Below are 25,054 nucleotides of genomic sequence, written 5' to 3'. Positions count from 1 at the left end.
ACCTGTGTGGGAACCGGACACAGACGAGGCACCGGACGACCAGGCGCCCGATGCCGTGATGGAATCGCGCATAGACGACCGTGACCAGGAAGAATAGAGTTGTCCTTTGGCTGAATCATCATTCGACATCGTGTCCAAGATCGACCGGCAGGAGGTGGACAACGCTCTGAACCAGGCGGCCAAGGAGATCGCGACGCGGTTCGACTTCCGGAACGTGGATGCGGGGATCCGGTGGACCGGGGAGAGCATCGAGGTGCAGGCCAACAGTGAGGAGCGGGCGAACGCCGTGCTCGACGTGTTCAAGGACAAGCTCGTCAAGCGGAAGATCTCGCTCAAGTCCATCGACGCTGGGGAGCCCAAGGCGTCCGGGAAGCTCTACAAGCTCACGGTCGGCCTCAAGGAGGGCATCTCCCAGGAGGACGCCAAGAAGATCGGCAAGATCATTCGGGACGAGGGGCCCAAGGGGGTCCGGGCGCAGATCCAGGGGGACGAGCTCCGGGTCACCTCCAAGAAGAAGGACGAGCTCCAGTCGGTGATCGCGCTGCTCAAGGGCAAGGACCTCGACGTCGCCCTCCAGTTCACGAATTACCGCTAGCGGCGGCGCCCGGCGCGAACGGCCTGGCGGTGAGGGGGTCGCGGCCCCCTCACCCGATCGGGCTACCGGCGACAGCCTCGGGGCAGCCAGTGACCCGCCACCCAGACCCGGCGGACCCTTCCGCGCACGCGCCTGCGCTCGTAGCGGCCCCGTACGTACGTGCGGCAGCGTGGAGGTCTCAACGTGGGCGCCTGCTCACCGCTGGTCACAGGGGTCACGGCGGCCGCTTCGGCGCGGGTGGCCGCGCCGGCCGGGCCTCCCAGGAGTGCGGTGCCGCCCGCGAATACCAGCCCTGCCGCGGTAAGCGTCACATGCTTCCAGATACTCACGCGACCTCCTAACGAGCACCGTCATCTATCGCGCATTCTGCCCCAGGGAAATCACCAGAAAACGCCTCATCAGGCACATGACCTGGGCTTTTCGCCTTCCGGGACCACCGCTTACCGGGGGCGCAGCGGCAGCGACTCCAGTACGGCCGGCCAGGCGCCGGACAGCGGGTCGATCAGGGCGAAATGGCCGACCCCGGGAAGCTCCCGCAACGGTGCGTCCCGGCGCGCGGCGTAGGAGCGGCTCACCTCGATCGGGACGCGGTCGTCGGACGTGCCGTGCAGCAGTCTCACCGGAGCCGAGGGCACGGGCAGCCGAACCGGGTCGGCGGCGGCGTACCGGTCCGGCACCTCGGCGGGCGAGCCTCCCAGCAGCAGGTCCGTCGCGCCGTCGTCCAGGTGCAGGTCGCTGCACATCCCCAGGTCGGCGCAGCCGGCCAGCGACACCACCGCCCGCATTCGCGCCGCCGGCCGGGTCGCGGCCCACAGTGCCAGGTGGCCGCCCGCCGAGTGGCCCAGCACCACCGGCGGCGCCGCGGTGTACGGCTCCAGCAGCGACGGTACGGCGTCCAGCGCCGCTGCGACGTCCTCGAACGTGCCCGGCCAGCCGCCGCCCTCCTGGCCCGTACGGCGATACTCCGGGATCGCGACCACCCATCCCCCCGAGGCCAGTGCGCTCGCCATCGGACCCGTGTGCGTACGGTCGTACGCGGACCGCCAGAAGCCTCCGTGCAGCACGACGACGAGCGGCCCCGGAGAGGCAGCGGGCAGGCGTACGTCGATGACGTGGTCCGGATGCGGGCCGTACCGCAGGGTCAGGTCCGGGGGCGGCGCGGGCCGCGTCAGCACCTCCCGTGCGTCGGTCATCCGGCCAGGCGGGAGCTTTCGGCGATCTCCAGGCGCCGGGCCAGGTCCGTCAGGTCGAGGCCGAGGGTCGCGGCGAGCGCGGAGACCGTGAAGAAGGCCGGGGCGGCGATCGCGCCGCGTTCGATCTTGCGCAGGGTGTCGAGGGAGATTCCGGCGTCGGCGGCGACGGAGGCCGCGCTGCGCGGGCCGCGGGCCGCGCGCAGGATCTGACCGAGGGCACGGCCGCGGTCGCGTTGGTCTTCGGTCAGTGGGGTGCGCACCATGGACAGAGATTATATGGCTGGTATTAAAATCTACCCTCATGGTGACTCTGAAGAATCAGGCGGAGCTGGACCAGATGCGGGCGGCGGGACACGTGGTGGGCGTGACCCTGCGGCGCGTGGCCGACGCGGTCGAGCCGGGCATCAGCCTGGCCGAGCTCGAGGCCATCGGCGCCGCCTGCATCAAGGAACACGGGGCCGAGTCCTCGTTTCTCGGCTACCGCCCCCAGTGGGCCGAACCCCCGTATCCGGCGACGCTCTGCCTGTCGGTCAACGACGTGATCGTGCACGGCATCCCCACCGGACGGCGGCTCAAGGACGGCGACATCCTGTCGATCGACTGCGGCGCGATCGTCGGCGGCTACCACGGCGACGCCGCGGTGACCGTGCCCGTCGGCGAGGTGGACGACGCCGCCGAACGCCTCATGAAGGTCACCCGCGAGGCCCTGACGGCGGCGATCGCGGCGGCCGTACCCGGCGGGCGGCTCGGCGACGTCTCGTACGCGGTGGAGAGCACCGCCCGGCCGTACGGGCTGCTCGAGGGCTGCGGCGGCCACGGCATCGGCACCGCCATGCACGAGGACCCGCACGTGGCCAACACCGGGCGGCCCGGGCGCGGCATGAAGCTCCGCGAGGGCCTGGTGATCGCGATCGAGCCGATGCTCATCGAGAGCGGCGGCGACGAGGGCCGTACGCTCGCCGACGGCTGGTCGGTGGCCACCGCCGACGGCAGCCGCGCCGCCCACTTCGAGCACACCGTCGCTATCACCGCGGACGGCCCGGAAATCCTCACCCGATAAGAAACCGCCCCGTACGAGACGGGGCGGTTCTCGGGTGGCGTGTCAGCAGGAGTGCGTCCAGGAGCACTCGAGGTTCTGCGCCGAGGAGCGCGCGGTGGACCGTACGGCGGAGGTCGCCGCGGACGGGCCGCCGGCGAGCCGGACGGCGATCCTGTCCTGGAGGTCGGTGGGAGCACCGCCCTTGTAGCCGTTGAAGACGATGGAGAAGATCAGCGGCCGGCCGTCCGGGTCCTTCACGTATCCCGACAGCGCGCTGACGCCGGTCAGCGTGCCGGTCTTGGCGTGTACGTCGCCGGCCGCCGGGGTGCCGGCCATCCGCGAGCGGAGCGTGCCGCCCACGAGTTCGTCGGGCTGTCCGGCGATCGGGAGCGCGTTGTAGAAGACCGGGAACCAGCTCTTGCGCTGCGCGGCTCGCAGCACGTTGCTGATCTGGGTGGCCGTCGTGTAGTTCGTGTGGCCGAGCCCCGAACCGTCGGTCTGCTTGACCTGCGAGGTGTCCACCCCGAGCGACTTGAGGTACTTGGCGACCACCGGCAGGCCCGCGGTCCAGCTCCCGTGCCCGGTGACCTTGTGGCCGATCTCCTTGACGAGGGTCTCGGCAATCATGTTGTTGCTCAGCTTCAGGTACGGGGTGGCGATCCGCGACAGCGGGATCGACCGCCGCGTCGTGACGACTCTGGCGCCCTTCGGCGTCGTGCCGTGCGTCGTGTCGCCCTCGACCGTCACGCCGTGGGCCTTCAGCGCCCGCCGGAACACGTCCGCGGCGTACAGCGCGGGGTCCGGCACGGTGGCCAGGTCGTCGAACGTGCCGTCCGCGGGGATGGAACCGCTGACCACGATCGTGTTGGTGCCGACCGTACGGTCCACCGAGACCGTCGAGGCCGAACCGGGCGCGCCCGTGGTCGCCTTGTCATCGATCGTGACGGCGCCCGTCTCGGGGCTGAGCGAGACCTTCGGCGGCCGGCCGGGCGTGGTCGGCGTGACGACGACGTCGACCGTGCCCACGTCGAAGACGTCGTCCGGGGCGACGGTCAGCGCGGAGATCTCGGCGGCGTAGTAGTAGGGGAAGTCGGTCGGGTCCCAGTCGGGTCCGAGCCGCGGGCCCTCGAACCAGCTGTCGTCGGCGACCAGGCCGCCCTTGACCGTCTTGATGCCCTTGGCCGCGACCTCCGCGGCGAGCCGGTCGTACGCGGCCGCGCCCAGCGTCGGGTCGCCGGTGCCCTTGAGGTAGAGCGTGCCGCCGCGCGTGGAGACGTCCGTACGGAACCGGTAGCCGGTGCCGAGGATCCCGAACGCCGCGGCGGACGTCTCGATCTTGTTGTTGGAGGCCGGGACGACGCGCGTGTCGGCGTCGTGGGAGTACAGGACCGCGCCGGTACGGGCGTCCCGCACGGTCACGCCGGCGGTCGCGCCGCTCAGGCGGCTGTCGGACAGGATCCGGTCGATGTCGGTCTTCAGATCGCCGGGGGCGGCCGCGCGCGTCGGGGCCGAGCCGACGGCGGCCTGAGCCGGAACGGCGACGCCGGAACCGGCGATCACCCCTCCTGCGAGCAACAGGGCCAATCCGGTTGATCGTCGCATGACGGACGATAGTAAAAGATCTTTACCGAACAGTGGCGGCGATGGCCGGAACCGGATGCGCGGAGAGGCCGGGCGGGGGCGACGCAGTGGACGCGGTACGGCGATCGGGTGACCTGGATGACGGGCGGGAGGGTGCGGCGGCGACGGTCGTGTTCGGGTGCGCCGGATGCGGTGCCGCGCTGACCGCGCCGGTGTCGCGGGTCGCGCTTCCCGTCAACGCGCACCACACGTACGGCCATCAGTTCCTGCCTCCGCTCATGGAGCCCGGAACGTTCGCGGTGGATCCGGAGCCCTTCGGGCCGCCGTGGCGGCCGTGGGACGAGGTGGGCGCCGACGAGGCGGGGGCCCGCGGCGTGTACGCGCCGGTGTGCTCCCTGTCGTACGGGCCGCGGGGAGCCGTCGTGATCGCACCGGGTGACGTCCGCGGCACGGCCTTCGTCCCGGACCGCGGCGACGGCTGCCTGGGGCTGGACGGCCGGGACGGCCCGAACCTCGCGTGTGTGCGGTGCGGGCGGGCGGTGGCGACCCGCGTCGACGACTGTTCGTACTGGCAGGCGGTGTGGCTGGATCCACTGGCCGTGCGACGCCTCACCGGCGACGACCCTCCCCATCGGGCGGCCGACTGGCACGCCCTGCCGGAGGGCGTGCCGCCGCTCGAGTCGTCCGGGATGTGGAGCCCGCTGTGGGATGTGGCGGTCTCGGCGGCCCTGGCCCACCTGCTGGCGGTGTCGGCGGGCGTACGGGTGAACCTCCCGGACGGGCTGGTCGCCGAGACGTTCGGCCCGGCGCTCGACGCGCTGCTCCCGCCGGGGCCGCCGGCGAGGAACCTGGCTCTGGCCGGACCGGGCCGGTCCACCGACGCCGACATCGCGCTCGTCCCCCGGCATCCGCGGACCGGTGAGACATGGCCGTACGCGGGGGAGACAGTGCCGCTGGCCGCCGAGGTCTGGGCGTATCTCGCCCGCCACCACGACCGCAGACCTGTTCCCGGGGCGGGGCGGTGGCCCGATGACGCCTGGCGCGACGACCCGCCCCCGTTGCTGCCGTCCATGCGCTTCCGGCCCGACCGGAGAGTCTTCCTCCGCACGCTGGCGCGGCTGCCCGAGGTCCGCGCGCCGTGGCTGCGCGCGATCTACGACCGCGTGGGGAACCGCGCCCCCGCGCACCCGGACCCGTTCTGGTGACCTCCTCCCGGCTCGACCAGACCGGTGTTGGGCGTACCGTGAAACTCGCCCGCGCCAGGGCGCTTTCCCCCACTTCGAGGACCGCGCTTTGATCCTGTCCGAGACCGCCCCCTCGCCCGCGCGGGTGCGGGCCGCCACCCGTGCCACGTACGTCGCCTTCATCGGGACCGGTTTCGCGTTCGCCAGCTGGGCCGCGCGCATTCCCCAGGTCCGGGACCGGCTGCACCTGCAGCCCTCCGAGCTCGGGCTCGTGTTGCTCGCCATCGCGGCGGGTTCGGTGCTGGCCCTGCCGCTGTCCGGGCCGGTGCTCGCCCGGCTCGGGTCGCGCCGGATGGTCTCCGCGATGGCCCTGCTCCTCTCCGTCGGGCTGGTGATCGTCTCCCTCGGCTACCTCGCCGGCGTGCCGCCGGTCGTCGGCGGGCTGTTCCTGATCGGCCTGGGAAACGGCGCCTGGGACGTCGCCATGAACGTCCAGGCCGCCCGCGTCGAGCGCCTCCTCAACCGCTCGATCATGTCCCGGTTCCACGCCGGGTTCAGCCTGGGTACGGTCGCCGGGGCGGTCATCGGCGCCGGGATGGTCGCGCTGCGCGTCCCCGTCACCGCCCACCTGCTGGGAGTGGCGGTCGTCGTGGCGGCGGTGGTGCCGCTCGCGGTCCAGCGGTTCGTGCCCGACCAGGATGAGGACTCCGCGGAGGAGCGCGGCCGCTCCCGTGACGCCTGGACCGAGCCCCGTACGCTGCTGATCGGGCTGTTCGTCCTCGCGTTCGCCTTCGCCGAGGGCACCGGGAACGACTGGATCAGCGTGGCGCTCATCGACGGCCACCATTCGGACGCCACCCTGGGCACGCTGGGATTCGCGGTGTTCCTCGCCGCGATGACCGCCGGCCGGTGGGTCGGGCCCGGCCTGCTCGACCGGTACGGACGGGTCGTGGTGATCCGGGCGATCTCGCTGCTGGCCGTCGCCGGGCTCGTGCTCTTCGTGTTCGGTCCGTCCACGCCGGTCGCCTTCGCCGGGGCGGTCCTGTGGGGCGCGGGCACCTCGCTGGGGTTCCCGGTGGGGATGAGCGCCGGGGCCGACGATCCGGCCCGGGCGCCCGCGCGCGTCAGCGTGATCGCCTCGATCGGCTACTGCGCCTTTCTCGGCGGGCCACCGCTGATCGGGTTCCTCGGCCAGCGGTTCACCGTGCTGCGCGCCCTCACCGCGGTCGCCGTGCTCCTGGCGCTGGCCGCACTGATCACCGGGAACGTGCGGCCGCTGCCGGACGGCGAGGACTCCTGATCACAGCACTTCGGCGAAGAACCTGCCGATGTCGGCGGCCAGGTCGCCGGGGCGGTCCATGGCGATGAAGTGGTGCCCGGCGGGGTTGTCCTCCGGCCAGTGGACGATGGTGTTGCCGCGCTCGGCGAGCCGACGGATCCCGGGTGGTCCGCTGTACACCCCGGTGGGCACCTGCTTCTGGCCCTCGGGCCACGCGGAGGCGGCGCTGTCGTAGTAGGGCCACGCCGAGGTCCCGAACGTACCGGTGAGCCAGTAGACCGTCAGGTTGGTCAGGAACAGGTCGCGATCGATGGCCTCCTCCAGCGGCTTGCCGCCGGCGTTGAACTCGTGGAACTTCTGCAGCATCCACGCCAGGGCCGCGACCGGTGAGTCGTGCCAGCCGTACGCGAAGGTCTGCGGGGCGGCGCGGAGGAGTGCGTGGTGGTCGACGCCGCGGACCCAGTCCTGCTCCATCATCCGCGCGTACGCGGCGCGCTCGTCCTCGGTCATCTCGGGCAGGTCCGCCTCGGTCGGGATGCCGAGCCCGCTGATGACGTAGACGCCGGCCACGTGCTCCGGAGCGGCCCTGGCGACCTCCGGAGCGACGTACGCGCCGAGGTCACCGCCCTGGGCTCCGTACCGGTCGTAGCCGAGGCGGCGCATCAGCTCCACCCAGGTCCGCGCCACACGCGACGGACCCCAGCCGGTCTCGCGCGGCGGGGCGGAGAACCCGAATCCCGGCACCGAGGGCGCCACCACGTGGAACGCCCGGCCGGGGTCACGGCCGTGGGCGCGCGGGTCGGTGAGCGGGCCGATGAGCCGGCTGAACTCCACGACGGAGTTCGGCCAGCCGTGGGTGAGGATCAGCGGGAGGGCGTCCGGCTCCGGCGAGCGGACGTGGAGGAAGTGCACGTCCTGCCCGTCGATCTCGGTGGTGTACTGCGGGAATTCGTTCAGCTCGGCCTCGTGCCTCCGCCAGTCGTACCTGGTACGCCAGTGGTCGGCCCACTCGGCGACGACGTCGGCCGGGACGCCGCGGCTCCATCCGTCTCCGGGCGGCACCGGCCGAGGCAGACGGGTGCGCGCCAGCCGGTCGTTCAGGTCGTCCAGGTCGGCCTGGGGAATGTCGATGCGAAAGGGCGTGATGCTCATGGCGCACACGCTAGGAACCGATCAGGCCGGTTTCTGACCTGATGCCCTAGCCGTACTGACCGAGGACATTGGCCGAGAGCCGCGCCCTCGCGTTCGCGTGTGCGTTGCGACCAGAGCTCGCCGGCACGGTGCCGCGTTCGGGTCGATTGATCTCGGCCCACACCGCATCGAGGGACAGGCCAAGGACATCGGCGATCGCCGCGATGGTCGGGAAGGCAGGGGTGGCCACCCGACCAGACTCGATCTTCCGAAGAGTCTCCGGCGAGACGCCTGCGTCCAGCGCGGTGTCGAGCATCGAGCGGTCCCCCCTGGCGCGACGCAGCAGCGCACCGAGGCGCTGCCCGCGCTCGACCTCTGCGGGAGTGAGCGGCGACCTGACCATGACTCCAATTCTAATACCGGGATACTATGGCCGGGATAGTTATTGGTCGCGGGTGGAAGGCACCACATGATCGAAATCTTGAACCCCACCGATCTGTCACGAGCGCGGGACACCGGCGCGCTGGTCGCCGACATCCTGCAGACCCTGAAGAGCCGCAGCGCGGTCGGCACGAACCTTCTGGACATCGACCGGTGGGCCGGGGCCATGATCGCCGAAGCCGGAGCGTCGTCCTGCTACGTCGACTACGCGCCGTCCTTCGGACGCGGGCCGTTCGGTCACTACATCTGCACCTCCGTCAACGACGCGGTGCTGCATGGGCTGCCCTACGACTACACGCTCGCCGACGGCGATCTGGTGTCACTCGACCTCGCCGTCTCCAGAGGAGGGGTCGTCGCGGACTCCGCCATCAGCTTCATCGTGGGCGACTCAGCACCCCCCGAGAGCGTGAAGATGATCAGTGCGACCGAGCGCGCACTGCACGCGGGGATCGCCGCCGCCGGGCCGGGGGCTCGCATCGGTGACATCTCCCACGCCATCGGCTCGGTCCTGAGCGAAGCGGGGTACCCGATCAACACCGAGTTCGGCGGTCATGGCGTCGGCTCGACGATGCACCAGGACCCGCACGTTCCGAATGCCGGCCGGCCCGGTCGTGGCTATCGGCTGCGCCCTGGGCTGTTGCTGGCACTGGAGCTGTGGATCATGGCGGACACGGCCGAGTTCGTCACCGATGCCGATGGCTGGACCCTCCGAAGCGCGACAGGCTGCCGGACGGCACACAGCGAGCACACGATCGCCATCACCCGTGACGGAGCCGAGATTCTCACCTTGCCCGAGCAGGCGCACTCGTGAGGGCCGACACCTACCGGCGGTAGCCGGCCATCTGTTCCAGGCGGGCGATGCGCTCGGCCGTCGGCGGGTGGGTGGAGAACAGGCGGACGATGCCCTCGCCGCGGAACGGGTTGGCGATCATGAGGTGGCTGACCGAGGCCAGGCGGCCGTCTTCGGGCAGCGGGAGCTGGCGCGTGCCGTGCTCGATCTTGCGCAGGGCCGAGGCGAGGGCCAGTGGGTCGCCGCAGAGCTGGGCGCCGGAGGAGTCCGCCTGGAACTCGCGGGTGCGGCTGATGGCCAGCTGGACGATGGTCGCGGCGATCGGGCCGAGCAGCATCAGCAGCAGCGCGCCGAGGATGCCGCCCTCGTCGTCGTCGGAGTTGCCGAGTGGCAGGAACCAGGCGAGGTTGGCGATCCAGGTCACGACCGCGGCGAGCGCGCCGGCGACCGAGGAGATCAGGATGTCGCGGTTGTAGACGTGCGACAGCTCGTGGGCGAGCACGGCGCGCAGCTCGCGCTCGTCGAGGATCTGCAGGATGCCCAGGGTGCAGCAGACCGCCGCGTTGCGCGGGTTGCGGCCCGTGGCGAAGGCGTTGGGCGCGACGGTGGGTGAGACGTAGAGCCGCGGCATCGGAGCGCGGGCGGCCGTGGACAGCTCGCGCACGATGCGGTACATCGCGGGCTGTTCGACCTCGCTGACCTGCCGGGCGCGCATCGCCGACAGCGCGATGCGGTCGCTCGCGAAGTAGGCGACACCATTGGTGAGCAGGGCGATCACGATCGCGATGGTCAGACCGGTGCGTCCGCCGAGCGCGCCTCCGACGACCACGATCAGGGCCGACAGCGCGCCGAGCAGGACCGCCGTACGGACGCCGTTGAACCGCACCTTGAAGACCTCCCCGGACTCCCGTTAGTAAAACGGTCTGACCAGGAGGGATGTTCCCCCTTACGGAACGGCCAGCGCCGCCGCGTGGAGGACCAGCTCAGGAGCCGCCGACACGACCAGCGCCCCGGCCAGGGAGACCGCGATGGCGATGCCGCCCGTACGGCCGACGCGCACCGTCTCGGCCCGTTCGGCGGGAGTGAAGAGACGTGCCGCCCAGCCCAGGTAGTAGTAGAGGCCGAGCACGGTGTTCACCGCCATGATCACCGCGAGCCAGGTCGCGGCGCCGCCGACCGCCGCCTTGAAGACGACCACCTTGGCGAACAGGCCCATGACCCCCGGCGGGAGGCCGGCCAGGCAGACGAGGAAGAACGCCAGGGCGATCGCGATGCCCGGGTTGGCGCGGGCCAGGCCGCGGTAGTCGCCGAGGTCGCGGCGGCCACGCCGGGCGACGACGGTGACCACCGCGAAGGCGCCGATGTTCATGATCGCGTACATGGCGACGTACGCGGCCGTGGCCGTCATCCACTCGTGCGGCCGGACGCGGGTGCCGCCGGCCAGCGGCGCCAGCATGAACCCCGACTGGGCCACCGACGACCAGGCGAGCAGGCGCACCACGTCGCGCTGGCGCATCGCGAGCAGGTTGCCGAGCGTCATCGTGGCCGCCGCGAGCACGCCGAGCAGCGGTCCCCAGGTGCCGCCGAGCGGCCAGAACCCGGCCGTGAGGACCAGCGTCAGGCCGGCGAACCCGCCCGCCTTCGACACGACCGACAGGAACGCCGCGACCGGCAGCGGCGCGCCCTGGTAGACGTCCGGCGCCCAGAAGTGGAAGGGCACCGCCGCGACCTTGAAGCCGAACCCGGCGATCACCGCGACGACGCCGACCGCGGCGACCGGCTTGAGGTCCGCGGGCACGCGGGTCAGCCCGGCCGCGACCCGGTCGAGGTGCATCGCGCCGGTCACGCCGTACACCAGGCTGATGCCGAACAGCGTCACCGCCGACGACACGACCGACACGAGGAAGAGCTTGAGCGCCGCCTCGCTCGCCACCCCGTCGTAGCGGCGCAGGGCCACCAGCGCGAACACCGGCAGCGACAGCGTCTCCAGCGCGACGACGAGCGTGATCAGGTCCCGGCCCGAGGCCAGCAGCAGTGCACCGGTGACGGCGGCGAGCAGCAGGAAGTGGTACTCCCCGGCCGGGAGCGCCGAGCGGCCGATCTCTCCGTGCGACAGCAGCACGACCACGAGCGCCGTCAGCAGCACGATCGCCTGGAAGAGCGTGGCGAAGTCGTCGGCGACGTAGGAGCAGGACGACCCGGTGCAGAACGTCGTACGGCCGTGGCCGGGCACGAGCGCGACGGCCGCGGCGGCGAGGATGAGGACCGTCAGCAGGCCGGTGACGCGCCGGGGCGTGCCGAACGCGTCGGCCATGAGCACCACCACGGAGCCGACCGCGACGATCAGCGTCGGCAGTATCGCGAGGTAGTCGATCGTCTGGATCATCGTCAACGGCCCCCCAGGAGCACGCGTACGGCGCCGTCGGTGAGGTCGAGGAGCGTCTTGGGCCACAGGCCGATGAACAGCGTGGCCGTGATGAGCGGCGTCCAGGCGAGCAGCTCGTGCGCGCGGACGTCGGAGAACCTCGTGCGGACCCAGCGCTCGGCGACCGCGCCGTGGGTGACCCGCGAGAGCAGGCGCAGGAAGTACGCGGCGGTGAGGACCGCGCCGAGACCGCCCAGCGCCATGAACGTCACGTACGTCGCGCGCGGCAGCCCGGCGTGCGGCTGGTACGCGCCGAGCAGCGCGAGCATCTCGCCCCAGAACCCGGCCAGGCCCGGCAGTCCGAGGCTCGCCACCGCCGCGAACGTGAGGATCGAGGCGAGGTACGGCGCCTTGGCGAGCATGCCACCGCCGAGGGTGTCGAGGTCGCCGGTGCCGTACCGCTCCTTGATCGCGCCCGCGACGAAGAACAGCAGGCCGGTGATGAGCCCGTGCGCGATGTTGCCGAACAGCGCGGCGTTGACGCCGACCGGCGTGAGCGTCGCGATGCCGAGCAGCACGAAGCCCATGTGGCCGATCGAGGAGTAGGCGATCATGCGCTTGAGCTCGCGCTGGGCCAGGCAGGCGAGCGCTCCGTAGATGATCCCGACGACCGCGAGCAGGCCGAGCCACGGGGCCAGGACCCGCGCGCCCTCGGGGACGTCCGGCACCGCGATGCGGACGAACCCGTACGTGCCCATCTTCAGCAGGACGCCGGCGAGCAGGACCGAGCCGACGGTCGGCGCCTCGGTGTGCGCGTCCGGGAGCCAGGTGTGCAGCGGCCACATCGGCGTCTTGACCGCGAACCCGATGGCGACCAGGCCGAACGCGGCGAGCTGCACGTTGTGCGACAGACCCGCGCCGTGGCGGGCGGCGAGCGTCGTCATGTCGAGCGTGTGCGCGTTCACCGCGATCAGCAGGATGCCGACGAGCAGGAAGCCGGAGCCGAGCAGGGTGTAGAGGATGAACTTGTTCGCCGCCGCCCGCGCGCGTTCGCGCGCCCCGGGCGAGCCGCCCCAGTGCGCGATGACGAAGTACATCGGGACCAGGACGACCTCGAAGAAGACGAAGAACAGCACGAGATCGAGGGAGACGAACGTGCCCAGCATGCCGACCTCGAGCAGCAGGATCAGCCCGATCAGCGCGCGCGGCGAGCCGGCGCCCTCGTCGGCGGCGGGCAGCACCCGCGCGGTGTAGATCATGCACAGGAAGGTCAGCGCCGCGGTGAGCACGACGAGCGGGAGCGAGATGCCGTCGACGCCGAGGTGGAAGCGCAGGCCGATGGAGGCCGCCCACGTGTGGTCGAAGCCGAGCTGCGGGCCGCGCCGGCCGTAGTCGAAGGTCGCCGCCGCGACGACGGCGAGCACCAGCGTCACCGCCGAGAAGAACAGGCCGTGCAGCCGGGCCAGCCGGGTGAGCCGGGGCGGGCTCCCTCCGGGCGAGAACAGCGTGAGCACCGCGCCGACGAACGGCACGACCAGCATCGCCGTGAGGATCATGTGAGCACCACCACCGCGAGAACGATGAGCACCACGCCCGCCAGGACCCCGGAGATGTACGTCTGGGGGTTGCCGTTCTCGGTGCGGCGCAGCAGGCCGCCGAGGCGCCGCGTGCCACGGCCGGTGCCGACGACGGCGGCGTCCACCGCCCGCTCGTCGGTGTGCACGACCATCTCCGCGAGCGCCACGAGCGGCCGTACGACCAGGACGTCGTAGACGGCGTCGAGACGGAAGCCGTCGCGCAGGAACGGACGGGCCGGGCCCAGCAGGCGTACCGGGTCCAGCGCCGGGTCGCGGTTCCAGACCAGGAAGACCGCGCCGGCGCCCGCGACCACGAACAGCAGCGACACGAGCGTCATGCCGAGTTCGGGCCGCAGCTCGTCACTGCCGAGGCCGAGGAAGCCGATGACCAGCGCCGGAACGGCGAGCACCGCCACGGGCCAGCGCATCAGCCCGGTCGCCTCCCCCGCGCCCGTGGCGGACCGGCGTTCGCCGAAGAACGCGACGAGCCAGGTGCGGGTGGCGTACGCGGCGGTGACGGCGGCGGTGAGCAGCCCGGCGGCCAGGACCAGCCAGGCCGTCCACGTGGGCACGGACGGGACGCTCACGGTCAGGCGCTGGACGCCGGAGTTCAGCGGCGTGGAGGCGAACCAGGCCTGGGTGTGCTCCGGCCGGGTCGCGTGCCACGCCTGGGACAGGATGGTGTCCTTGCTGAAGAAGCCGCTGGCGGGCGGGACGCCGGCCAGGGCCGCGAAGCCGACCGTCATCGACCAGAACGTCACCGGCATGGTGTGCCGCAGGCCGCCCATCGCGCTCAGCATGTTCGAGCCGACCGCGACGATGACGCAGCCGGCGCCGAGGAACAGCAGCGCCTTGAACGCCCCGTGCGCGAGCAGGTGGAACAGCGCGCCGTCGCGGGTGCCGACGGCGAGGCCGCCGCCCATGTAGGCGAGCTGGCTGATCGTGGAGTAGGCGAGGACGCGTTTCAGGTCGTCCTGGGCGAGGGCGGCGAGCGCGGCGCCGAGCATCGAGATCGCGGCCATCACCCCGAGGACGGCCAGCGCGGCCGGGGCGAACAGGAACGCCGGGTAGAGGCGGGCGACGACGTAGACGCCGGCCGCGACCATCGTGGCGGCGTGGATCAGCGCGCTGACCGGAGTCGGGCCGGCCATGGCGTCCGGCAGCCAGGTGTGCAGCGGGAACTGGGCGCTCTTGCCCGCGAGGCCGCAGAGCAGCAGCAGCGTGCCGGCGACGAGCGTGGTGTGCGACATCGACGGCACGCGGCCCAGCACCGTGCCGATCTCGAACGAGTGCGCCGCCAGGCCGAGGACGAAGATGCCGAACAGGAAGCCGACGTCGCCGAGACGGGTCACCAGGAAGGCCTTGACCGCCGCCCTGGAGGTCGCCCGGTCGTGCCAGTAGTGGCCGATGAGGAAGTAGGAGCAGACGCCCATGACCTCCCAGCCGACGTACAGGGCCAGCAGGTCGCCCGACAGCACGACGAGGAGCATCGCGGCGGTGAACAGGCTGACGAACGCGGCGTAGGAGGAGTAGCGCGGGTCGTCGCGCATGTACGCGACCGAGTAGATCTGCACGGCGAGCGCGACGCAGCAGACCAGCAGGGCGACGACCGCCGCCGTGCCGTCGACCTCCAGAGAGAGGCCGAACGGGATCCCGCCGGTCCGTACGACGGTGAGCGTGCCCGTGCGGGGCCGCGGGTGCTGCCACTGGGCCACGGCGACCACCGCGGCCAGGACCGTGGAGGCCGCGACCGGCAGCACCGCGACCAGGGCGGGGCCGTTGGCGGGCAGCCGCCGGGCCAGGGTCCGCGCCCGTCCGTTCGCCGCGCCCGGCGGGACGCTCCGGCGCAGGCGGCGCGCGAGCGGGGTCAGCAGGTGCGAGATGGTCGGCCCGAAGATCATGCCGATGAACGCGGCGGCGAACGGCAGCAGAACCGCGACGGCCGCCAGGACGATCACTGGCGTGCTCCTTCTTCTCTGTCCTCGTGCAGCGTGCGCAGGCGGTCGACGTCGACCGTCTGACGGTTGCGGTAGATCAGCAGGACGAGCGCGAGCCCGAGCCCGACCTCCGCGGCGGCCAGCACGATGACGAACAGCGTGAGCACCTGCCCGCCGTGCAGCCGGTCGGCCCAGCGCATGTCGAACACGACGAGGTTGAGGTTGACCGCGTTGAGCATGAGCTCGACGGACATGAGCACGAGGATCGCGTTGCGGCGAGCCAGCACGCCGTACACGCCCACCGAGAACAGCACCGCCGCGATGACCACCGGATAGACGAGGTGCATCCTCAGGCCCCCTCGTCGATCCGGGAGATCACGATGGTGTCCTCGTCGTCGGCGCCGCGCGGCTTTCTCCGCGCGAGCGGGCCCGGAGGGCGGCTGCGGGGGCGCGCGGGCGGCGTGGGCTCCGGTTCGGCCTGCTCGGGCCCGATGTCGGAGCGGGAGAGCACGATCGCGCCGATGAGCGCGGCCAGCAGCAGCACCGACAGGGCCTCGAAGGGCAGCACCCAGGTGCGGAAGATGCCGGCGCCGATGACGCTGGAGCTGCCGTTGCCGACCCTGGCCTTCAGCGGGAAGTAGGCGTCACGGAAGCCCCGTACGAGGGTGGTGACGAGGACGACGGCGGTCGCGGCGGCGGTGATGATCGCGACGATGCGGTTGCCGGAGTCCAGGTCCTCCGAACGGCCGATCGGCGCCCGCGTCAGCATGATGCCGAACAGCAGCAGCACCACGACCGCGCCGACGTAGATCAGCACCTGCACCCAGGCGACGAACTCCGCGGCGAGGACGACGTACGAGGCGGCCAGCGCGCCGAACGAGACGACGAGCCAGAGCGCGGCGTGTACGAGCTGGCGGGTGCTCACGACCATGACGCCGGAGCCGATCGCGACCACGCCGAGCGCCAGGATGACGATGTCGGCGGTGCTCACCGGGCCTTGCCCCTGTCCGGCCCCGCACTCCCGGAGAGCCGGTCCTTCGGCAGCTCGCGGGGTGGTTCGGCGCCCTTGTCGTGGGCGGGCGGCGGAGGCACCGTCCACATCCATTCGCGCAGCCGGTCGCGTTCGTGGGTCAGCTCGGCGATGTCGTACTCGGCGTACTCGAACTCCGGCGACCAGAACAGCGCGTCGAAGGGACAGGCCTCGATGCAGATCCCGCAGTACATGCAGAGCGCGAAGTCGATGCCGAACCGGTCGAGGACGTTGCGCGTCCGCGGACGGCCGCCCTCGGGCGCGGGCAGCGTCTCCTTGTGGGAGTCGATGTAGATGCACCAGTCGGGGCACTCCCGGGCGCACAGCATGCAAACGGTGCAGTTCTCCTCAAGGAGGGCGATGACGCCGCGGCTGCGTGGCGGCAGGTCGGGTTGAACCTCGGGGTACTGCCGCGTGATGGAACGCCGGGTCATCGTACGCAGCGTGACCGCGAGGCCCTTTGCCAGACCGGATCCGGGAATGCGTGCCACGGGTCACCATGATTGCTTATCCCTGCCCGTTGGCAAACCGGAGCCCGTGCCTACGCCCCTCCGGCCCCACGGGGATACACGGGAATTCGGCGTCACGACGGATCACAGCGGCAGGGCGGAAACCTCCCGTCCGTCGAATCCGTCAGAATCAGTGTGAGTCACTTCCGGCCGGTGCCGCCGTACGATCGACGTATGGGCTGGCCTTCGCCGCAACCGCGGCCTCCGATGAGGCCGCCGGTGAGCGTTCCCCGGCCTCCGGCGCCGTCGTCGCAGGGGCTGGGATGGGCGGTGGTTCCGCTGCTCACCGGCGGTTTCGGCGCGCCCGCGTCCTTCCTCTACGCCGCCCTGCGCCGCAGGTCGCCCGCCCTGGGCGCCGCCGCGGCCGGGTACGGCGCCGGAGTGGTCGGCACGTGCCTCGGGCTCGGCTCCGGGAGCGCGGCGGGCGTCGCGCTCGGCCTGTTCCTGTTCATCCTCACCTGGACGGTCAGCACGGCCCACGCGCTGACCGCCCGTCCCCGGGTCTACCCGCGGCCCGACGTGCGCGGCCAGATGAACGAGCAGGTCGTCGCCATGGCGCGGCAACGGCGTTCGCTGCGGGAGGCCGCGCGGAAGATCGTGGCCGACGACCCCGTCCTCGCGCGTGAGCTGCGCGTCGGCCGGCCCGACCTGATGCCGCGGCAGTTCGACGACGGCGGCCTGATCGACGTGAACCACGTGCCGCCGGAGGTGCTGAGCCGGCTGCCCGGCCTGACCTACGAGATGGTCGACCGGATCATGCAGGCCCGCGGCCAGGGCGGCGGGTTCGTCTCCGCCGAGGAGGTCGCCGTACGGTGCGACCTGCCGCCGTCCATCGTGTCCGACATCGCCGAGTACTCCGTGTTCATCCGCTGACGCGGTGGGGCTACCCCCACCCTCGTTCGCCCGTACTGGCACGATCGACCTGGTGGGCGCCGGTCCGTGAGCATTGGGGGCATGAAGCCAGAGATGACCATGACCGGCCACGTCTCGCCGTGGCGCCTGCCGTTCACCGCCGAGCCCTGGCGCCGCACCGCCTACGTCCTGCTCGCCCCGTTCGCCGGGCTCGCCGCGGTCGCCGACGGCGGGCGGCTCCAGCGCCGGCTCGCCTCCGCCCTGCTCGGCCGGGACGTGCCGATGAGGCGGCTGCGCGGTCTGCTCGCCCTGCCGCTCGACCTGCCGACGTTGGTGATCACCGGGTACGCGTGGTCGATCGTGGCGCTCAACTTCGCCTATCCGGCCCGCTGGCTGATCGGCATGGGCGGCTCGTACCACGACGCGTGGGGCGGGCCGACGTTCGCGGGCGTCTGGGCGTTCCACGCGGTGTTCGGCGGACTGACCTTCCTGTACCTGACCCCCTGGATCCTGCGCGGCCTCAACCACGCGCGGATCCGCCTGCTCGGCCCATGACCCTCGGGACGGTCCTGCGGGCGCCGGTCAGCCGCCGGGCGTGGGCCGAGATCGCGTACGTGCTGGTCAACACGCCGCTGGCCGCTCTCGGTTTCGCGTACGTGGTGGCGACGCTGGTGCTGGGCGCCGGACTGGCCGTCAGCGCCGCCGGGTTCCCGCTGCTGGCGGCCGGGCTGGTGGGGGCGCGGCGGATCGGCGGCCTGCACCGGGGGCTGGCCGGGCGGTTCCTCGGCGAACGGATCGAGGCGCCCGCGCGGCCGGTGGCCGCGCGGGGACCGCTCGGCCGGATGCAGACACGGCTCAGCGACGCGGTCGGCTGGCGCACGATGGGCTACCTGCTGCTGAAGTTCCCCGTCGTCGCCCTCCAGGTGTACGTCCTCACGCTCACCTGGGTCTGGGGCGTGGTGCTGGTCACCCGTCCCCTGCAGAACGCGCTCGATCTCAACCAGGGTGCGCCTGGTTCCCACACTCTGTTCGACAACGGCGCGCTCATGTGCGTCGGCGGGGTGGCCCTGCTGTTCCTGGCCCCGTGGGCCATGCACGTGGCCACGATTCCCGACCGCCTGCTGGCGCGGTGGCTGCTGGGGCGGCGGGGGCTGCAGGAGCGCGTACGGGACCTGGAGGAGACGCGCGCCCACGCCGTCGACGACGCGGCGGCCACCCTGCGCCGGATCGAGCGTGACCTGCACGACGGCGCGCAGGTACGGCTGATCGCGCTGACCATGCAGCTCACGATGGTGCGCGACGTGGTCACCGACGAGGCCGCACGCGCCCTCGTCGACAACGCGCGGGCCACCGCCAAGGAGGCCGTCGTGGAGCTGCGCGAACTCGTGCGCGGCATCCACCCGCCCGCGCTCGACCACGGCCTGGACACCGCCCTCACCACTCTCGCCGCGCGTTCCGCGGTGCCGGTCGAGACGGAGATCGCCCTGGCCGCGCGGCCCACCGCCGCGATCGAGTCGATCGCCTACTTCTGCGCCGCCGAACTCCTCGCCAACGCCGCCAAGCACAGCGGCGCGAGCCGGATCCGGCTCTCCCTCACCCAGCAGGACGACCGGCTGTGCCTGCGCGTCCACGACGACGGCCGCGGCGGGGCCGCCCTGGGCGGCGGCTCGGGACTGTCCGGCCTGCTCGACCGGGTCCGTACGGTGGACGGGCGGATCGACGTCTCCAGCCCGCCCGGTGGCCCTACGGTGGTCACCGTCGAACTCCCCTCCCACGCCTGAAGGCCGCCATGCGCATTGTGATCGCCGACGACGCCGCCATCCTCCGGGACGGCCTGGCGCATCTGCTGGCCGCACGCGGCCACGAGGTCGTCGCGGGCGTCGGCGACGCGGACGCGCTGCGCGCGGCGGTCGCCGAGCACCGCCCGGACGCCGCGGTCATCGACATCCGCATGCCGCCCACGCACACCGACGAGGGCCTGCGCGCCGCGATCGAGCTGCGCCGCGACCACCCGGGGATGGGCCTCCTGCTGTTCTCGCAGTACATCGAGACGCGGTTCGCCACCGACCTGCTCGCCGGGTCACCGGCCGGGGTCGGCTACCTGCTGAAGGAGCGGGTCGGCGACATCGACGACTTCGTGGACGCCCTGCACCGCGTGGCCTCCGGCGGCACCGCCCTGGACCCGGAGGTGGTCGGACACCTGCTGAACGCCGGCCACGGCGGCGTGCGGTCCCTGACCCCACGCGAACGCGAGGTGCTGGGCCTGATGGCCGAAGGCCGCACCAACGCGGCGATCGCCAAGACACTGGTCGTCTCCGACCGCGCGGTGGAGAAGCACATCGCCAACATCTTCCTCAAGCTGGACCTGCCACCATCCGGCGACGACCACCGCCGGGTCCTCGCCGTCCTCCGCTACCTGGGGATCTAGGCGATCGCGAGCTTGATGACGCCGGTGAGGGCGAGCTGAACCAGGGCGAGCGGCACCAGGCCGGCCCAGGCGAGCTTCTGCAGCTGGTCCTCGCGCATGCGCGGGTAGCTGACGCGGATCCAGATGACGACGAACGCCAGGATCATCACCTTGATCAGGGTCCACAGCCAGCCGAGCTCGGTGTTCATCACCGGGCCCTTCCAGCCGCCGAGGAACAGCACGGCCGTCAGCGCCGACAGTACGACGATCCCGGCGTACTCGGCCAGCAGGAAGAACGCGAAGCGCAGGCCGGTGTACTCGGTGTACGGACCGAAGATGATCTCGCTGTCGGCCACGGGCATGTCGAACGGCGGGCGGCGCAGCTCGGCGAGGCCGGCGATGAAGAACACCACGCCGCCGATCGCCTGCCACGGCAGCCACCACCACTCCCAGTGGTCGACGATCCGCGAGAGGTTCAGCGTGCCCGCGGCCATCGCCACCGACGAGGCGGCCAGCACCATCGGCAGCTCGTACGACAGCAGCTGGGCGGCGACCCGCATGCCGCCGAGGAGGCTGTACTTGTTCGCGCTCGACCAGCCCGCCATCAGCGCGCCGAGGACCGCCACCCCGATCATGGCCAGGGCGAAGAACAGGCCCGGGTCGAGGGACACGCCCACCTGACCGTGCGGCCCGACCGGGATCACGACGAGCACGACCAGGTACGGGATGAGCGCCACGGCCGGGGCGAGGCTGAAGATCCGGCGGTCGGCGTCGGCCGGGACGACGTCCTCCTTCTGGGCGAACTTCACGCCGTCCGCGACGAGCTGGGCCCACCCGTGGAAACCCCCGGCGTACATCGGGCCGAGGCGGCCCTGCATGTGGGCCATCGCCTTGTGCTCGACCTGCCCGACGATCAGCGGCAGCACGAGGAACGCCACCACGACCAGCAGCAGCTTGATCGCGATGATCGCCAGGTCAGACATCGTCGCCGCCCTCGATGCCGCGTTCGCGCCGCCGGCGCTGCGGGCGCTCCTCGGCGGCGGGTTCCGTCGGTTCCGGTGCCGCGGTTTCGGGCTCCGCGGTTTCGGGTTCCGCGACCGCCCGTCTCGGGGCGGGGCGTTCTCTGGCGGGACGTTCCGGGGCGGCGTTCGGGCCCCAGTCGGCGGGGACGCCCGGCGGCATCATGCGGCGGCGGCTCGGCGCGCCGTGCCCGGACTCGCCCGGCTCCTTGGCGCCCGGCCACGGCTTGGCGACCCGGGCTGCCAGCACGAACTCCTTGCGCAGCGGATGACCCTCGAAGCCCTCGGGCAGCAGCAGCGGCGTCAGGCCCGGATGCCCGTCGAAGACCACGCCGAACATCTCGTGGGTCTCGCGCTCGTGCCAGTTCGCGCCGCGGTAGACGTCGATCGCGGTGGCCAGGCGCGGGTCCGCACGCGGCACGCGGGTCCGTACGAGCAGGTGGTGGCCCTCCTCCAGGGAGTACACGTGCGCCACGATCGCGAACCCGTCCTCCAGCTCGTCCACGGCGGTCAGCCAGTCGAAGTACGCGCAGCCCAGGTCGTCGCGGGCGAAGGTCAGCGACTCGGTCCACAGCGCCGGCGGCACGTCCACGGTGAGCAGGCCGAAGGTCTCCTCGCTGTGCACCTCGTCGCCGAACCGCCGCGACCACGCCACGGACAGCTCAATCGTCATCGCTCAGTCCCGGAATGATGTCGGGGTCGTCGACGGCGTCGACCGGCGGGGGTTCGGCGAACTTCCGCAGCCGGTCGCCCCGCCGTCGGGCGCGCTGTCTGATCTCGGCGGCCTTGCGCACCTCTTCGGCGGGCGGCAGGTCCCGGCGGGTCCGCTCGACCGGCGCCGGCCCGTCGTCGGGCTCCGCCACGGGCAGCGGGTCCTCACGCGTCGACTCCTGTCCGGGCCGGAACTCCTGGGTCTCCTCGAAGGCCGCCGCCTCGCGCCGTACCTCCTCGGCGGGCGGCAGCTGTTCCGTGCCCGCGGTCTCAGACGCGGGTTCCTCGACGGCCGGAAGCCGGTCGGTCGTCTCCGACGGAGCCTCCTCCACCGGGGGCAGCTGCTGGGTCTTCGCCGATGCGGGCTCCTCGACGGGGGACAGCCGCTGGGTCTCGGCGGACGCCGACTCGTCCGGAACCTCTTCGGCCGGGGGCTCCTTCTTCACCGGCGACTCCCCTTCGGACGACGTCAGGTCCACCGGCAGGTCGATGCTCAGGGTCGGCTCCTCGGCCGCCTCGATCTCCTCCGGCTCCGGCATCGGCGGCAGCACGAGCGGACGCCGCAGGACCGCGGGAGTGGGCGGCTTGCGCGTGACCTCCGGCGCCGGCGCGACGGGCTCGCCCGGCTGGGAGTACCGGCCGCCCAGCGACTCGCCGGCGATCTTCTCCTGGAGCCGGATGATGCCGTGCAGCAGCGCCTCGGGCCGCGGCGGGCAGCCCGGAACGTACACGTCGACCGGGATGATCTGGTCGACGCCCTTGGTCACGCAGTAGGAGTCCCAGTACGGGCCGCCGCAGTTGGAGCAGGCGCCGAACGAGATGACGTACTTCGGCTCGGGCATCTGCTCGTACAGGCGCTTGACGGCCGGCGCCATCTTGTCGCTCACCGTGCCGGAGACGACCATGAGGTCGGCCTGCCGCGGCCCCGGCGCGAACGGGATCACGCCGAGCCGGATGAAGTCGTGCCGCGACATCGAGGTGGCGATGAACTCGATCGCGCAACAGGCCAGGCCGAAGTTGAAGACCCACAGGGAGTACCGCCGCCCCCAGTTCAGCACGAACTTGATCGGCTTCGGAGCGAGCTTGCTGGCGGCCCCGATGCGGGGCTCCGGCAGATCGACGACACCCATATCGGTCATTCTTTCAGACCCAGCCGAGCACACCCTTCTTCCACGCGTACGCGAGTCCCGCCGCGATGAAGGCGAGGAAGACGAACATCTCCCCCAGGGTGACCGAACCGTAGCCCCGGGCGGAGAACACGGTCGCCCACGGGAACAGGAACACCGCGTCGACCGCGAAGATCACGTAGAGGTAGGCGAAGACGTAGTACCGGACGTAGGACTGCGCCCATCCCTCGCCGACCGGATCGACACCGCACTCGTAGGTCGTGAGCTTCTCCGGCGTCGGCCGGTGCGGGCGCAGCGACCGGTTGGCCAGCAGCCCGCCGCCGACGATCAGACCGCCGAGCAGGAACAACACGACGACGCTGAGGTACGTGCCGAAGTAGCCGTGCATGGGATCAGCGTAATGCGCTCGGCGCCTAGGATGTCCTCCTTTGCGGTGCCCCTTTGCGGGCGGTCTCCGCCAGGTAACAGAAACGGCGACATCACTTGTCGGACATAGCTGCAAACCGTAAGGTCACGGCGACGAGTGGCATTGATATAGGGGGAGCCATGAGCAACGGTCCAGAGGGCGGCCAGGGAGCACAGCCCGGGCAGCCGGACTCGTGGCCGCCGCCGGAGACTCAGGAGTGGCAGCCCGGCTCCTCGCCCGCGCCGCCCGCGCCGGGCTGGCCGTCGAGCGGACCCGGTGGTTCGGGCGGTCCTTCGGGCCCGGGCTATCCCGGCGGACCGCCGGCCGGACCGGGCGGTCCCGGCATGCCCGGCGGCTATCCCGGCGGCCCGACCGGCCCCGCGTACCCCGGCGGCCCGGGCGGACCCGGTCCTGGTGGACCCGGCGGCCCGCCTCCGTGGGGCGGCCCCGCTCAGCCGTACGGCTTCGGCCCGCCGCCCGCGCCGGCCAAGAAGGGCGGCGCCGGGGTGTTCCTGGCGATCGGCGCCGGTGTGCTGGCCCTCATCGTGATCGTGGTCGTCGTGGTCGCCGTCAGCAAGGGGTCCGGCGACGACCCGAAGAAGACCTCCGGCAAGGCGGCCGCGGAGGCCGGGCGGGCCCTCGGCTCGGCGGGTGGCGCGATCTACACCGGCACGTACGGCGGCAACCAGGCGACGTTCAAGGTGACCAAGGCCGGCAGCGCCCGGGGCACCTACAACAGCCACGGCTCGCCGGTCTCCCGCGTCGACGTCGGCGGCGCGACCTACATCAAGGCCGACTCCAGCTACTGGAGCGCCGAAGGTCAGTCCTCGACCGAGTCCGACAAGGCGGCCAACAAGTGGGCCAAGTCCCCGGACTCCGCGACCGACCTGAAGCTGGCCGACTTCTCGCCGGCCAAGCTGTCGCAGGTCCTCCAGCAGGCCGGCAACGACCCGCAGGCCGTCAACACCCCGGCCGGCAGCACCCCGGCGATCAAGATGACGGTCGGCGAGTCGACCTACTACATCTCCAAGAAGAGCCCGCACCGGCTGTTGCGCATCGAGGGCACCGCCGGCAGCGACTCCTACGCCCTGGACGTGCAGGCGCTGCAGGGTTCGGAGATGTCGACGGTCTTCTCCGAGCTCCGGGGCGACGTGCAGGACCTCAAGGACGTCTACGACCCCTCCATCACCACGCTGCCGATGGGCAAGATCCAGTTCGGCAGCTGCACCGAGTCGGGCTGCACCGTGCACGGCAGCGTGATGCCCTCCTCGACCGGCACCTCGACCGCCTCGGTGCACATCACGATGAACGCCAAGTTCTGGGGTGACGGACCGACCGTCTCGACGTGCAAGGGCACGGGCACGACCACGCCGAGCCATGAGACGACGATCACATGTCGCACCAGCGGCAGCGCCTGGACGTCGTGGTACCGGTCACACAACGGACGGTTCACCATCCACGCCAGCTCGACCTTCGACGCCACGGTGAACTCCAGCAGCGACGTGAATGAGCTGCTCACCAAGCTGCAGCAGGAACAGCAGGGCGGCTGAGCGGCGGCGGCCGGGCCCGCGCCCGGCCGCCGCCGGTCGATCGGCGCTCAAGCGCCGCGACCTATAGTTCCGCTCGTGACCCCTGATCTACGCCTTGGGACCCCGCGATCCGTCCCCGGCATGCTTGCGCCCCGCCGTGGCGGGGAACCGACTCGATGGGCACGGGGCGGGGTACCGGACTGCGCGATCCCTCCTGGCTCGCGCCTGGCAGCCCGCGCAGACGGGACCGACCATCGCACCCGGGACGTAGCATGAAGGTAAGCCTAAGTAGTGCTTCGGAAACGGACCCCTTCCACCGCAGAAGCGCTGCTCGTCGAGGAGGTCTTGCTCC

Annotated in this window: 26 protein-coding genes; 10 read left to right on the top strand and 16 right to left on the bottom strand. The window is 71.8% G+C overall.

Annotation, left to right across the window (positions count from 1 at the left end; genetic code table 11):
• Positions 1-106 precede the first annotated feature (106 nt).
• Positions 107-595 (top strand): YajQ family cyclic di-GMP-binding protein, encoded by a 489-nt coding sequence (locus QSK37_RS35120; protein ID WP_285629622.1) that lies wholly within the window; start codon positions 107-109, stop codon positions 593-595.
• A gap of 440 nt (positions 596-1,035) precedes the next feature.
• Here QSK37_RS35120 and QSK37_RS35115 read toward each other — a convergent pair whose 3' ends face one another.
• Together QSK37_RS35115 and QSK37_RS35110 are read right to left on the bottom strand one after the other, a co-directional pair.
• On the bottom strand, positions 1,036-1,788 hold the full coding sequence (locus QSK37_RS35115; protein WP_285629621.1) for an alpha/beta hydrolase family protein: 753 nt from the start codon (positions 1,786-1,788) through the stop codon (positions 1,036-1,038).
• Positions 1,785-2,051, bottom strand: a complete 267-nt coding sequence (locus QSK37_RS35110; protein WP_285582441.1) for a helix-turn-helix domain-containing protein — start codon at positions 2,049-2,051, stop codon at positions 1,785-1,787. The genes QSK37_RS35115 and QSK37_RS35110 overlap by 4 nt, the downstream gene beginning before the upstream one ends.
• A gap of 38 nt (positions 2,052-2,089) precedes the next feature.
• Here QSK37_RS35110 and map (QSK37_RS35105) point away from each other — a divergent pair, with 38 nt between their 5' ends.
• Positions 2,090-2,848: a type I methionyl aminopeptidase gene (gene map / locus QSK37_RS35105; RefSeq protein WP_285629620.1), complete on the top strand. Its 759-nt coding sequence runs from the start codon at positions 2,090-2,092 to the stop codon at positions 2,846-2,848.
• A 42-nt stretch (positions 2,849-2,890) separates the two neighbouring features.
• On the opposite strand, the gene dacB is transcribed toward map (QSK37_RS35105), so the two are convergent.
• Positions 2,891-4,429: a D-alanyl-D-alanine carboxypeptidase/D-alanyl-D-alanine endopeptidase gene (dacB, locus tag QSK37_RS35100; RefSeq protein ID WP_285629619.1), complete on the bottom strand. Its 1,539-nt coding sequence runs from the start codon at positions 4,427-4,429 to the stop codon at positions 2,891-2,893.
• A 41-nt stretch (positions 4,430-4,470) separates the two neighbouring features.
• Between dacB and QSK37_RS35095 the strand changes: the two genes are divergently transcribed.
• Positions 4,471-5,613 (top strand): hypothetical protein, encoded by a 1,143-nt coding sequence (locus QSK37_RS35095; RefSeq protein ID WP_285629618.1) that lies wholly within the window; start codon positions 4,471-4,473, stop codon positions 5,611-5,613.
• A gap of 88 nt (positions 5,614-5,701) precedes the next feature.
• On the top strand, positions 5,702-6,892 hold the full coding sequence (locus QSK37_RS35090; protein WP_285629617.1) for an MFS transporter: 1,191 nt from the start codon (positions 5,702-5,704) through the stop codon (positions 6,890-6,892).
• Here the strand turns inward: QSK37_RS35090 and QSK37_RS35085 are convergent, their stop codons facing one another.
• On the bottom strand, positions 6,893-8,023 hold the full coding sequence (locus QSK37_RS35085) for an epoxide hydrolase family protein (RefSeq protein WP_285629616.1): 1,131 nt from the start codon (positions 8,021-8,023) through the stop codon (positions 6,893-6,895). It lies immediately after the preceding gene.
• A 46-nt stretch (positions 8,024-8,069) separates the two neighbouring features.
• Positions 8,070-8,405 (bottom strand): helix-turn-helix domain-containing protein, encoded by a 336-nt coding sequence (locus QSK37_RS35080; RefSeq protein WP_285629615.1) that lies wholly within the window; start codon positions 8,403-8,405, stop codon positions 8,070-8,072.
• 66 nt (positions 8,406-8,471) lie between these two features.
• Here QSK37_RS35080 and map (QSK37_RS35075) point away from each other — a divergent pair, with 66 nt between their 5' ends.
• Complete coding sequence (map, locus tag QSK37_RS35075) at positions 8,472-9,254, top strand: type I methionyl aminopeptidase (RefSeq protein WP_285629614.1); 783 nt, start codon at positions 8,472-8,474, stop codon at positions 9,252-9,254.
• Positions 9,255-9,264: 10 nt separating this feature from the next.
• Here the strand turns inward: map (QSK37_RS35075) and htpX are convergent, their stop codons facing one another.
• From htpX to QSK37_RS35040, 7 genes are read right to left on the bottom strand one after another with little or no spacing between them, the layout of a single operon-like run.
• Complete coding sequence (gene htpX, locus QSK37_RS35070) at positions 9,265-10,119, bottom strand: zinc metalloprotease HtpX (protein ID WP_285629613.1); 855 nt, start codon at positions 10,117-10,119, stop codon at positions 9,265-9,267.
• A gap of 60 nt (positions 10,120-10,179) precedes the next feature.
• A complete protein-coding gene (locus QSK37_RS35065) occupies positions 10,180-11,619 on the bottom strand; it encodes an NADH-quinone oxidoreductase subunit N (RefSeq protein ID WP_285629612.1) in 1,440 nt (479 codons plus the stop codon).
• 2 nt (positions 11,620-11,621) lie between these two features.
• A complete protein-coding gene (locus tag QSK37_RS35060) occupies positions 11,622-13,154 on the bottom strand; it encodes a complex I subunit 4 family protein (RefSeq protein WP_285629611.1) in 1,533 nt (510 codons plus the stop codon).
• Positions 13,151-15,133: an NADH-quinone oxidoreductase subunit 5 family protein gene (locus QSK37_RS35055; RefSeq protein WP_285629610.1), complete on the bottom strand. Its 1,983-nt coding sequence runs from the start codon at positions 15,131-15,133 to the stop codon at positions 13,151-13,153. The genes QSK37_RS35060 and QSK37_RS35055 overlap by 4 nt, the downstream gene beginning before the upstream one ends.
• Positions 15,130-15,459: an NADH-quinone oxidoreductase subunit NuoK gene (gene nuoK / locus QSK37_RS35050; protein WP_285582414.1), complete on the bottom strand. Its 330-nt coding sequence runs from the start codon at positions 15,457-15,459 to the stop codon at positions 15,130-15,132. The genes QSK37_RS35055 and nuoK overlap by 4 nt, the downstream gene beginning before the upstream one ends.
• Positions 15,460-15,461: 2 nt before the next feature.
• Positions 15,462-16,103, bottom strand: a complete 642-nt coding sequence (locus tag QSK37_RS35045) for an NADH-quinone oxidoreductase subunit J family protein (RefSeq protein WP_285629609.1) — start codon at positions 16,101-16,103, stop codon at positions 15,462-15,464.
• Complete coding sequence (locus QSK37_RS35040) at positions 16,100-16,576, bottom strand: 4Fe-4S binding protein (RefSeq protein WP_285629608.1); 477 nt, start codon at positions 16,574-16,576, stop codon at positions 16,100-16,102. The genes QSK37_RS35045 and QSK37_RS35040 overlap by 4 nt, the downstream gene beginning before the upstream one ends.
• Before the next feature lie 294 nt (positions 16,577-16,870).
• Between QSK37_RS35040 and QSK37_RS35035 the strand changes: the two genes are divergently transcribed.
• From QSK37_RS35035 to QSK37_RS35020, 4 genes are all read left to right on the top strand, one after another.
• A complete protein-coding gene (locus tag QSK37_RS35035; protein ID WP_285582408.1) occupies positions 16,871-17,524 on the top strand; it encodes a ComEA family DNA-binding protein in 654 nt (217 codons plus the stop codon).
• A gap of 81 nt (positions 17,525-17,605) precedes the next feature.
• Entirely contained in the window at positions 17,606-18,058 is a 453-nt protein-coding gene (locus tag QSK37_RS35030; protein ID WP_285629607.1) for a hypothetical protein, read from the top strand.
• Positions 18,055-19,284 carry a sensor histidine kinase gene (locus QSK37_RS35025; protein WP_285629606.1) on the top strand — a complete coding sequence of 410 codons (1,230 nt, stop codon included), beginning with the start codon at positions 18,055-18,057 and terminating at the stop codon, positions 19,282-19,284. The genes QSK37_RS35030 and QSK37_RS35025 overlap by 4 nt, the downstream gene beginning before the upstream one ends.
• Before the next feature lie 8 nt (positions 19,285-19,292).
• Positions 19,293-19,931 (top strand): LuxR C-terminal-related transcriptional regulator, encoded by a 639-nt coding sequence (locus QSK37_RS35020; RefSeq protein WP_285582402.1) that lies wholly within the window; start codon positions 19,293-19,295, stop codon positions 19,929-19,931.
• Here the strand turns inward: QSK37_RS35020 and nuoH are convergent.
• From nuoH to QSK37_RS35000, 4 genes are read right to left on the bottom strand one after another with little or no spacing between them, the layout of a single operon-like run.
• Complete coding sequence (gene nuoH, locus QSK37_RS35015; RefSeq protein WP_285582400.1) at positions 19,928-20,893, bottom strand: NADH-quinone oxidoreductase subunit NuoH; 966 nt, start codon at positions 20,891-20,893, stop codon at positions 19,928-19,930. The two genes, QSK37_RS35020 and nuoH, sit on opposite strands and share 4 nt — an antisense overlap.
• The gene (locus QSK37_RS35010; RefSeq protein ID WP_285629605.1) at positions 20,886-21,602 is read right to left on the bottom strand and encodes an NADH-quinone oxidoreductase subunit C; all 717 of its coding nucleotides are present in this window, start codon (positions 21,600-21,602) and stop codon (positions 20,886-20,888) included. Before QSK37_RS35010 ends, nuoH begins: the two co-directional genes overlap by 8 nt.
• A complete protein-coding gene (locus QSK37_RS35005) occupies positions 21,592-22,770 on the bottom strand; it encodes an NADH-quinone oxidoreductase subunit B (protein WP_285629604.1) in 1,179 nt (392 codons plus the stop codon). Before QSK37_RS35005 ends, QSK37_RS35010 begins: the two co-directional genes overlap by 11 nt.
• 13 nt (positions 22,771-22,783) lie before the next feature.
• On the bottom strand, positions 22,784-23,155 hold the full coding sequence (locus QSK37_RS35000) for an NADH-quinone oxidoreductase subunit A (protein WP_285582395.1): 372 nt from the start codon (positions 23,153-23,155) through the stop codon (positions 22,784-22,786).
• A gap of 158 nt (positions 23,156-23,313) precedes the next feature.
• Here QSK37_RS35000 and QSK37_RS34995 point away from each other — a divergent pair, with 158 nt between their 5' ends.
• Positions 23,314-24,723: a hypothetical protein gene (locus QSK37_RS34995; RefSeq protein WP_285629603.1), complete on the top strand. Its 1,410-nt coding sequence runs from the start codon at positions 23,314-23,316 to the stop codon at positions 24,721-24,723.
• Positions 24,724-25,054 lie beyond the last annotated feature (331 nt).

The sequence above is a fragment of the Actinoallomurus iriomotensis genome, assembly GCF_030269445.1.
In the GTDB taxonomy this organism is placed as follows: Bacteria; Actinomycetota; Actinomycetes; order Streptosporangiales; family Streptosporangiaceae; genus Actinoallomurus; species Actinoallomurus iriomotensis.
This window is presented reverse-complemented; position numbering and strand designations above follow the sequence as displayed.

Coding starts and splice junctions, on each gene's coding strand:
- QSK37_RS35115 (WP_285629621.1), bottom strand. CDS start 1,788: ATGACCGACGCACGGGAGGTGCTGACGCGGCCCGCGCCGCCCCCGGAC.
- QSK37_RS35110 (WP_285582441.1), bottom strand. CDS start 2,051: ATGGTGCGCACCCCACTGACCGAAGACCAACGCGACCGCGGCCGTGCC.
- map (WP_285629620.1), top strand. CDS start 2,090: ATGGTGACTCTGAAGAATCAGGCGGAGCTGGACCAGATGCGGGCGGCG.
- dacB (WP_285629619.1), bottom strand. CDS start 4,429: ATGCGACGATCAACCGGATTGGCCCTGTTGCTCGCAGGAGGGGTGATC.
- QSK37_RS35095 (WP_285629618.1), top strand. CDS start 4,471: ATGGCCGGAACCGGATGCGCGGAGAGGCCGGGCGGGGGCGACGCAGTG.
- QSK37_RS35085 (WP_285629616.1), bottom strand. CDS start 8,023: ATGAGCATCACGCCCTTTCGCATCGACATTCCCCAGGCCGACCTGGAC.
- QSK37_RS35080 (WP_285629615.1), bottom strand. CDS start 8,405: ATGGTCAGGTCGCCGCTCACTCCCGCAGAGGTCGAGCGCGGGCAGCGC.
- map (WP_285629614.1), top strand. CDS start 8,472: ATGATCGAAATCTTGAACCCCACCGATCTGTCACGAGCGCGGGACACC.
- QSK37_RS35065 (WP_285629612.1), bottom strand. CDS start 11,619: ATGATCCAGACGATCGACTACCTCGCGATACTGCCGACGCTGATCGTC.
- QSK37_RS35060 (WP_285629611.1), bottom strand. CDS start 13,154: ATGATCCTCACGGCGATGCTGGTCGTGCCGTTCGTCGGCGCGGTGCTC.
- nuoK (WP_285582414.1), bottom strand. CDS start 15,459: ATGCACCTCGTCTATCCGGTGGTCATCGCGGCGGTGCTGTTCTCGGTG.
- QSK37_RS35040 (WP_285629608.1), bottom strand. CDS start 16,576: ATGACCCGGCGTTCCATCACGCGGCAGTACCCCGAGGTTCAACCCGAC.
- QSK37_RS35030 (WP_285629607.1), top strand. CDS start 17,606: ATGAAGCCAGAGATGACCATGACCGGCCACGTCTCGCCGTGGCGCCTG.
- QSK37_RS35025 (WP_285629606.1), top strand. CDS start 18,055: ATGACCCTCGGGACGGTCCTGCGGGCGCCGGTCAGCCGCCGGGCGTGG.
- QSK37_RS35020 (WP_285582402.1), top strand. CDS start 19,293: ATGCGCATTGTGATCGCCGACGACGCCGCCATCCTCCGGGACGGCCTG.
- nuoH (WP_285582400.1), bottom strand. CDS start 20,893: ATGTCTGACCTGGCGATCATCGCGATCAAGCTGCTGCTGGTCGTGGTG.
- QSK37_RS35010 (WP_285629605.1), bottom strand. CDS start 21,602: ATGACGATTGAGCTGTCCGTGGCGTGGTCGCGGCGGTTCGGCGACGAG.
- QSK37_RS35005 (WP_285629604.1), bottom strand. CDS start 22,770: ATGGGTGTCGTCGATCTGCCGGAGCCCCGCATCGGGGCCGCCAGCAAG.
- QSK37_RS35000 (WP_285582395.1), bottom strand. CDS start 23,155: ATGCACGGCTACTTCGGCACGTACCTCAGCGTCGTCGTGTTGTTCCTG.
- QSK37_RS34995 (WP_285629603.1), top strand. CDS start 23,314: ATGAGCAACGGTCCAGAGGGCGGCCAGGGAGCACAGCCCGGGCAGCCG.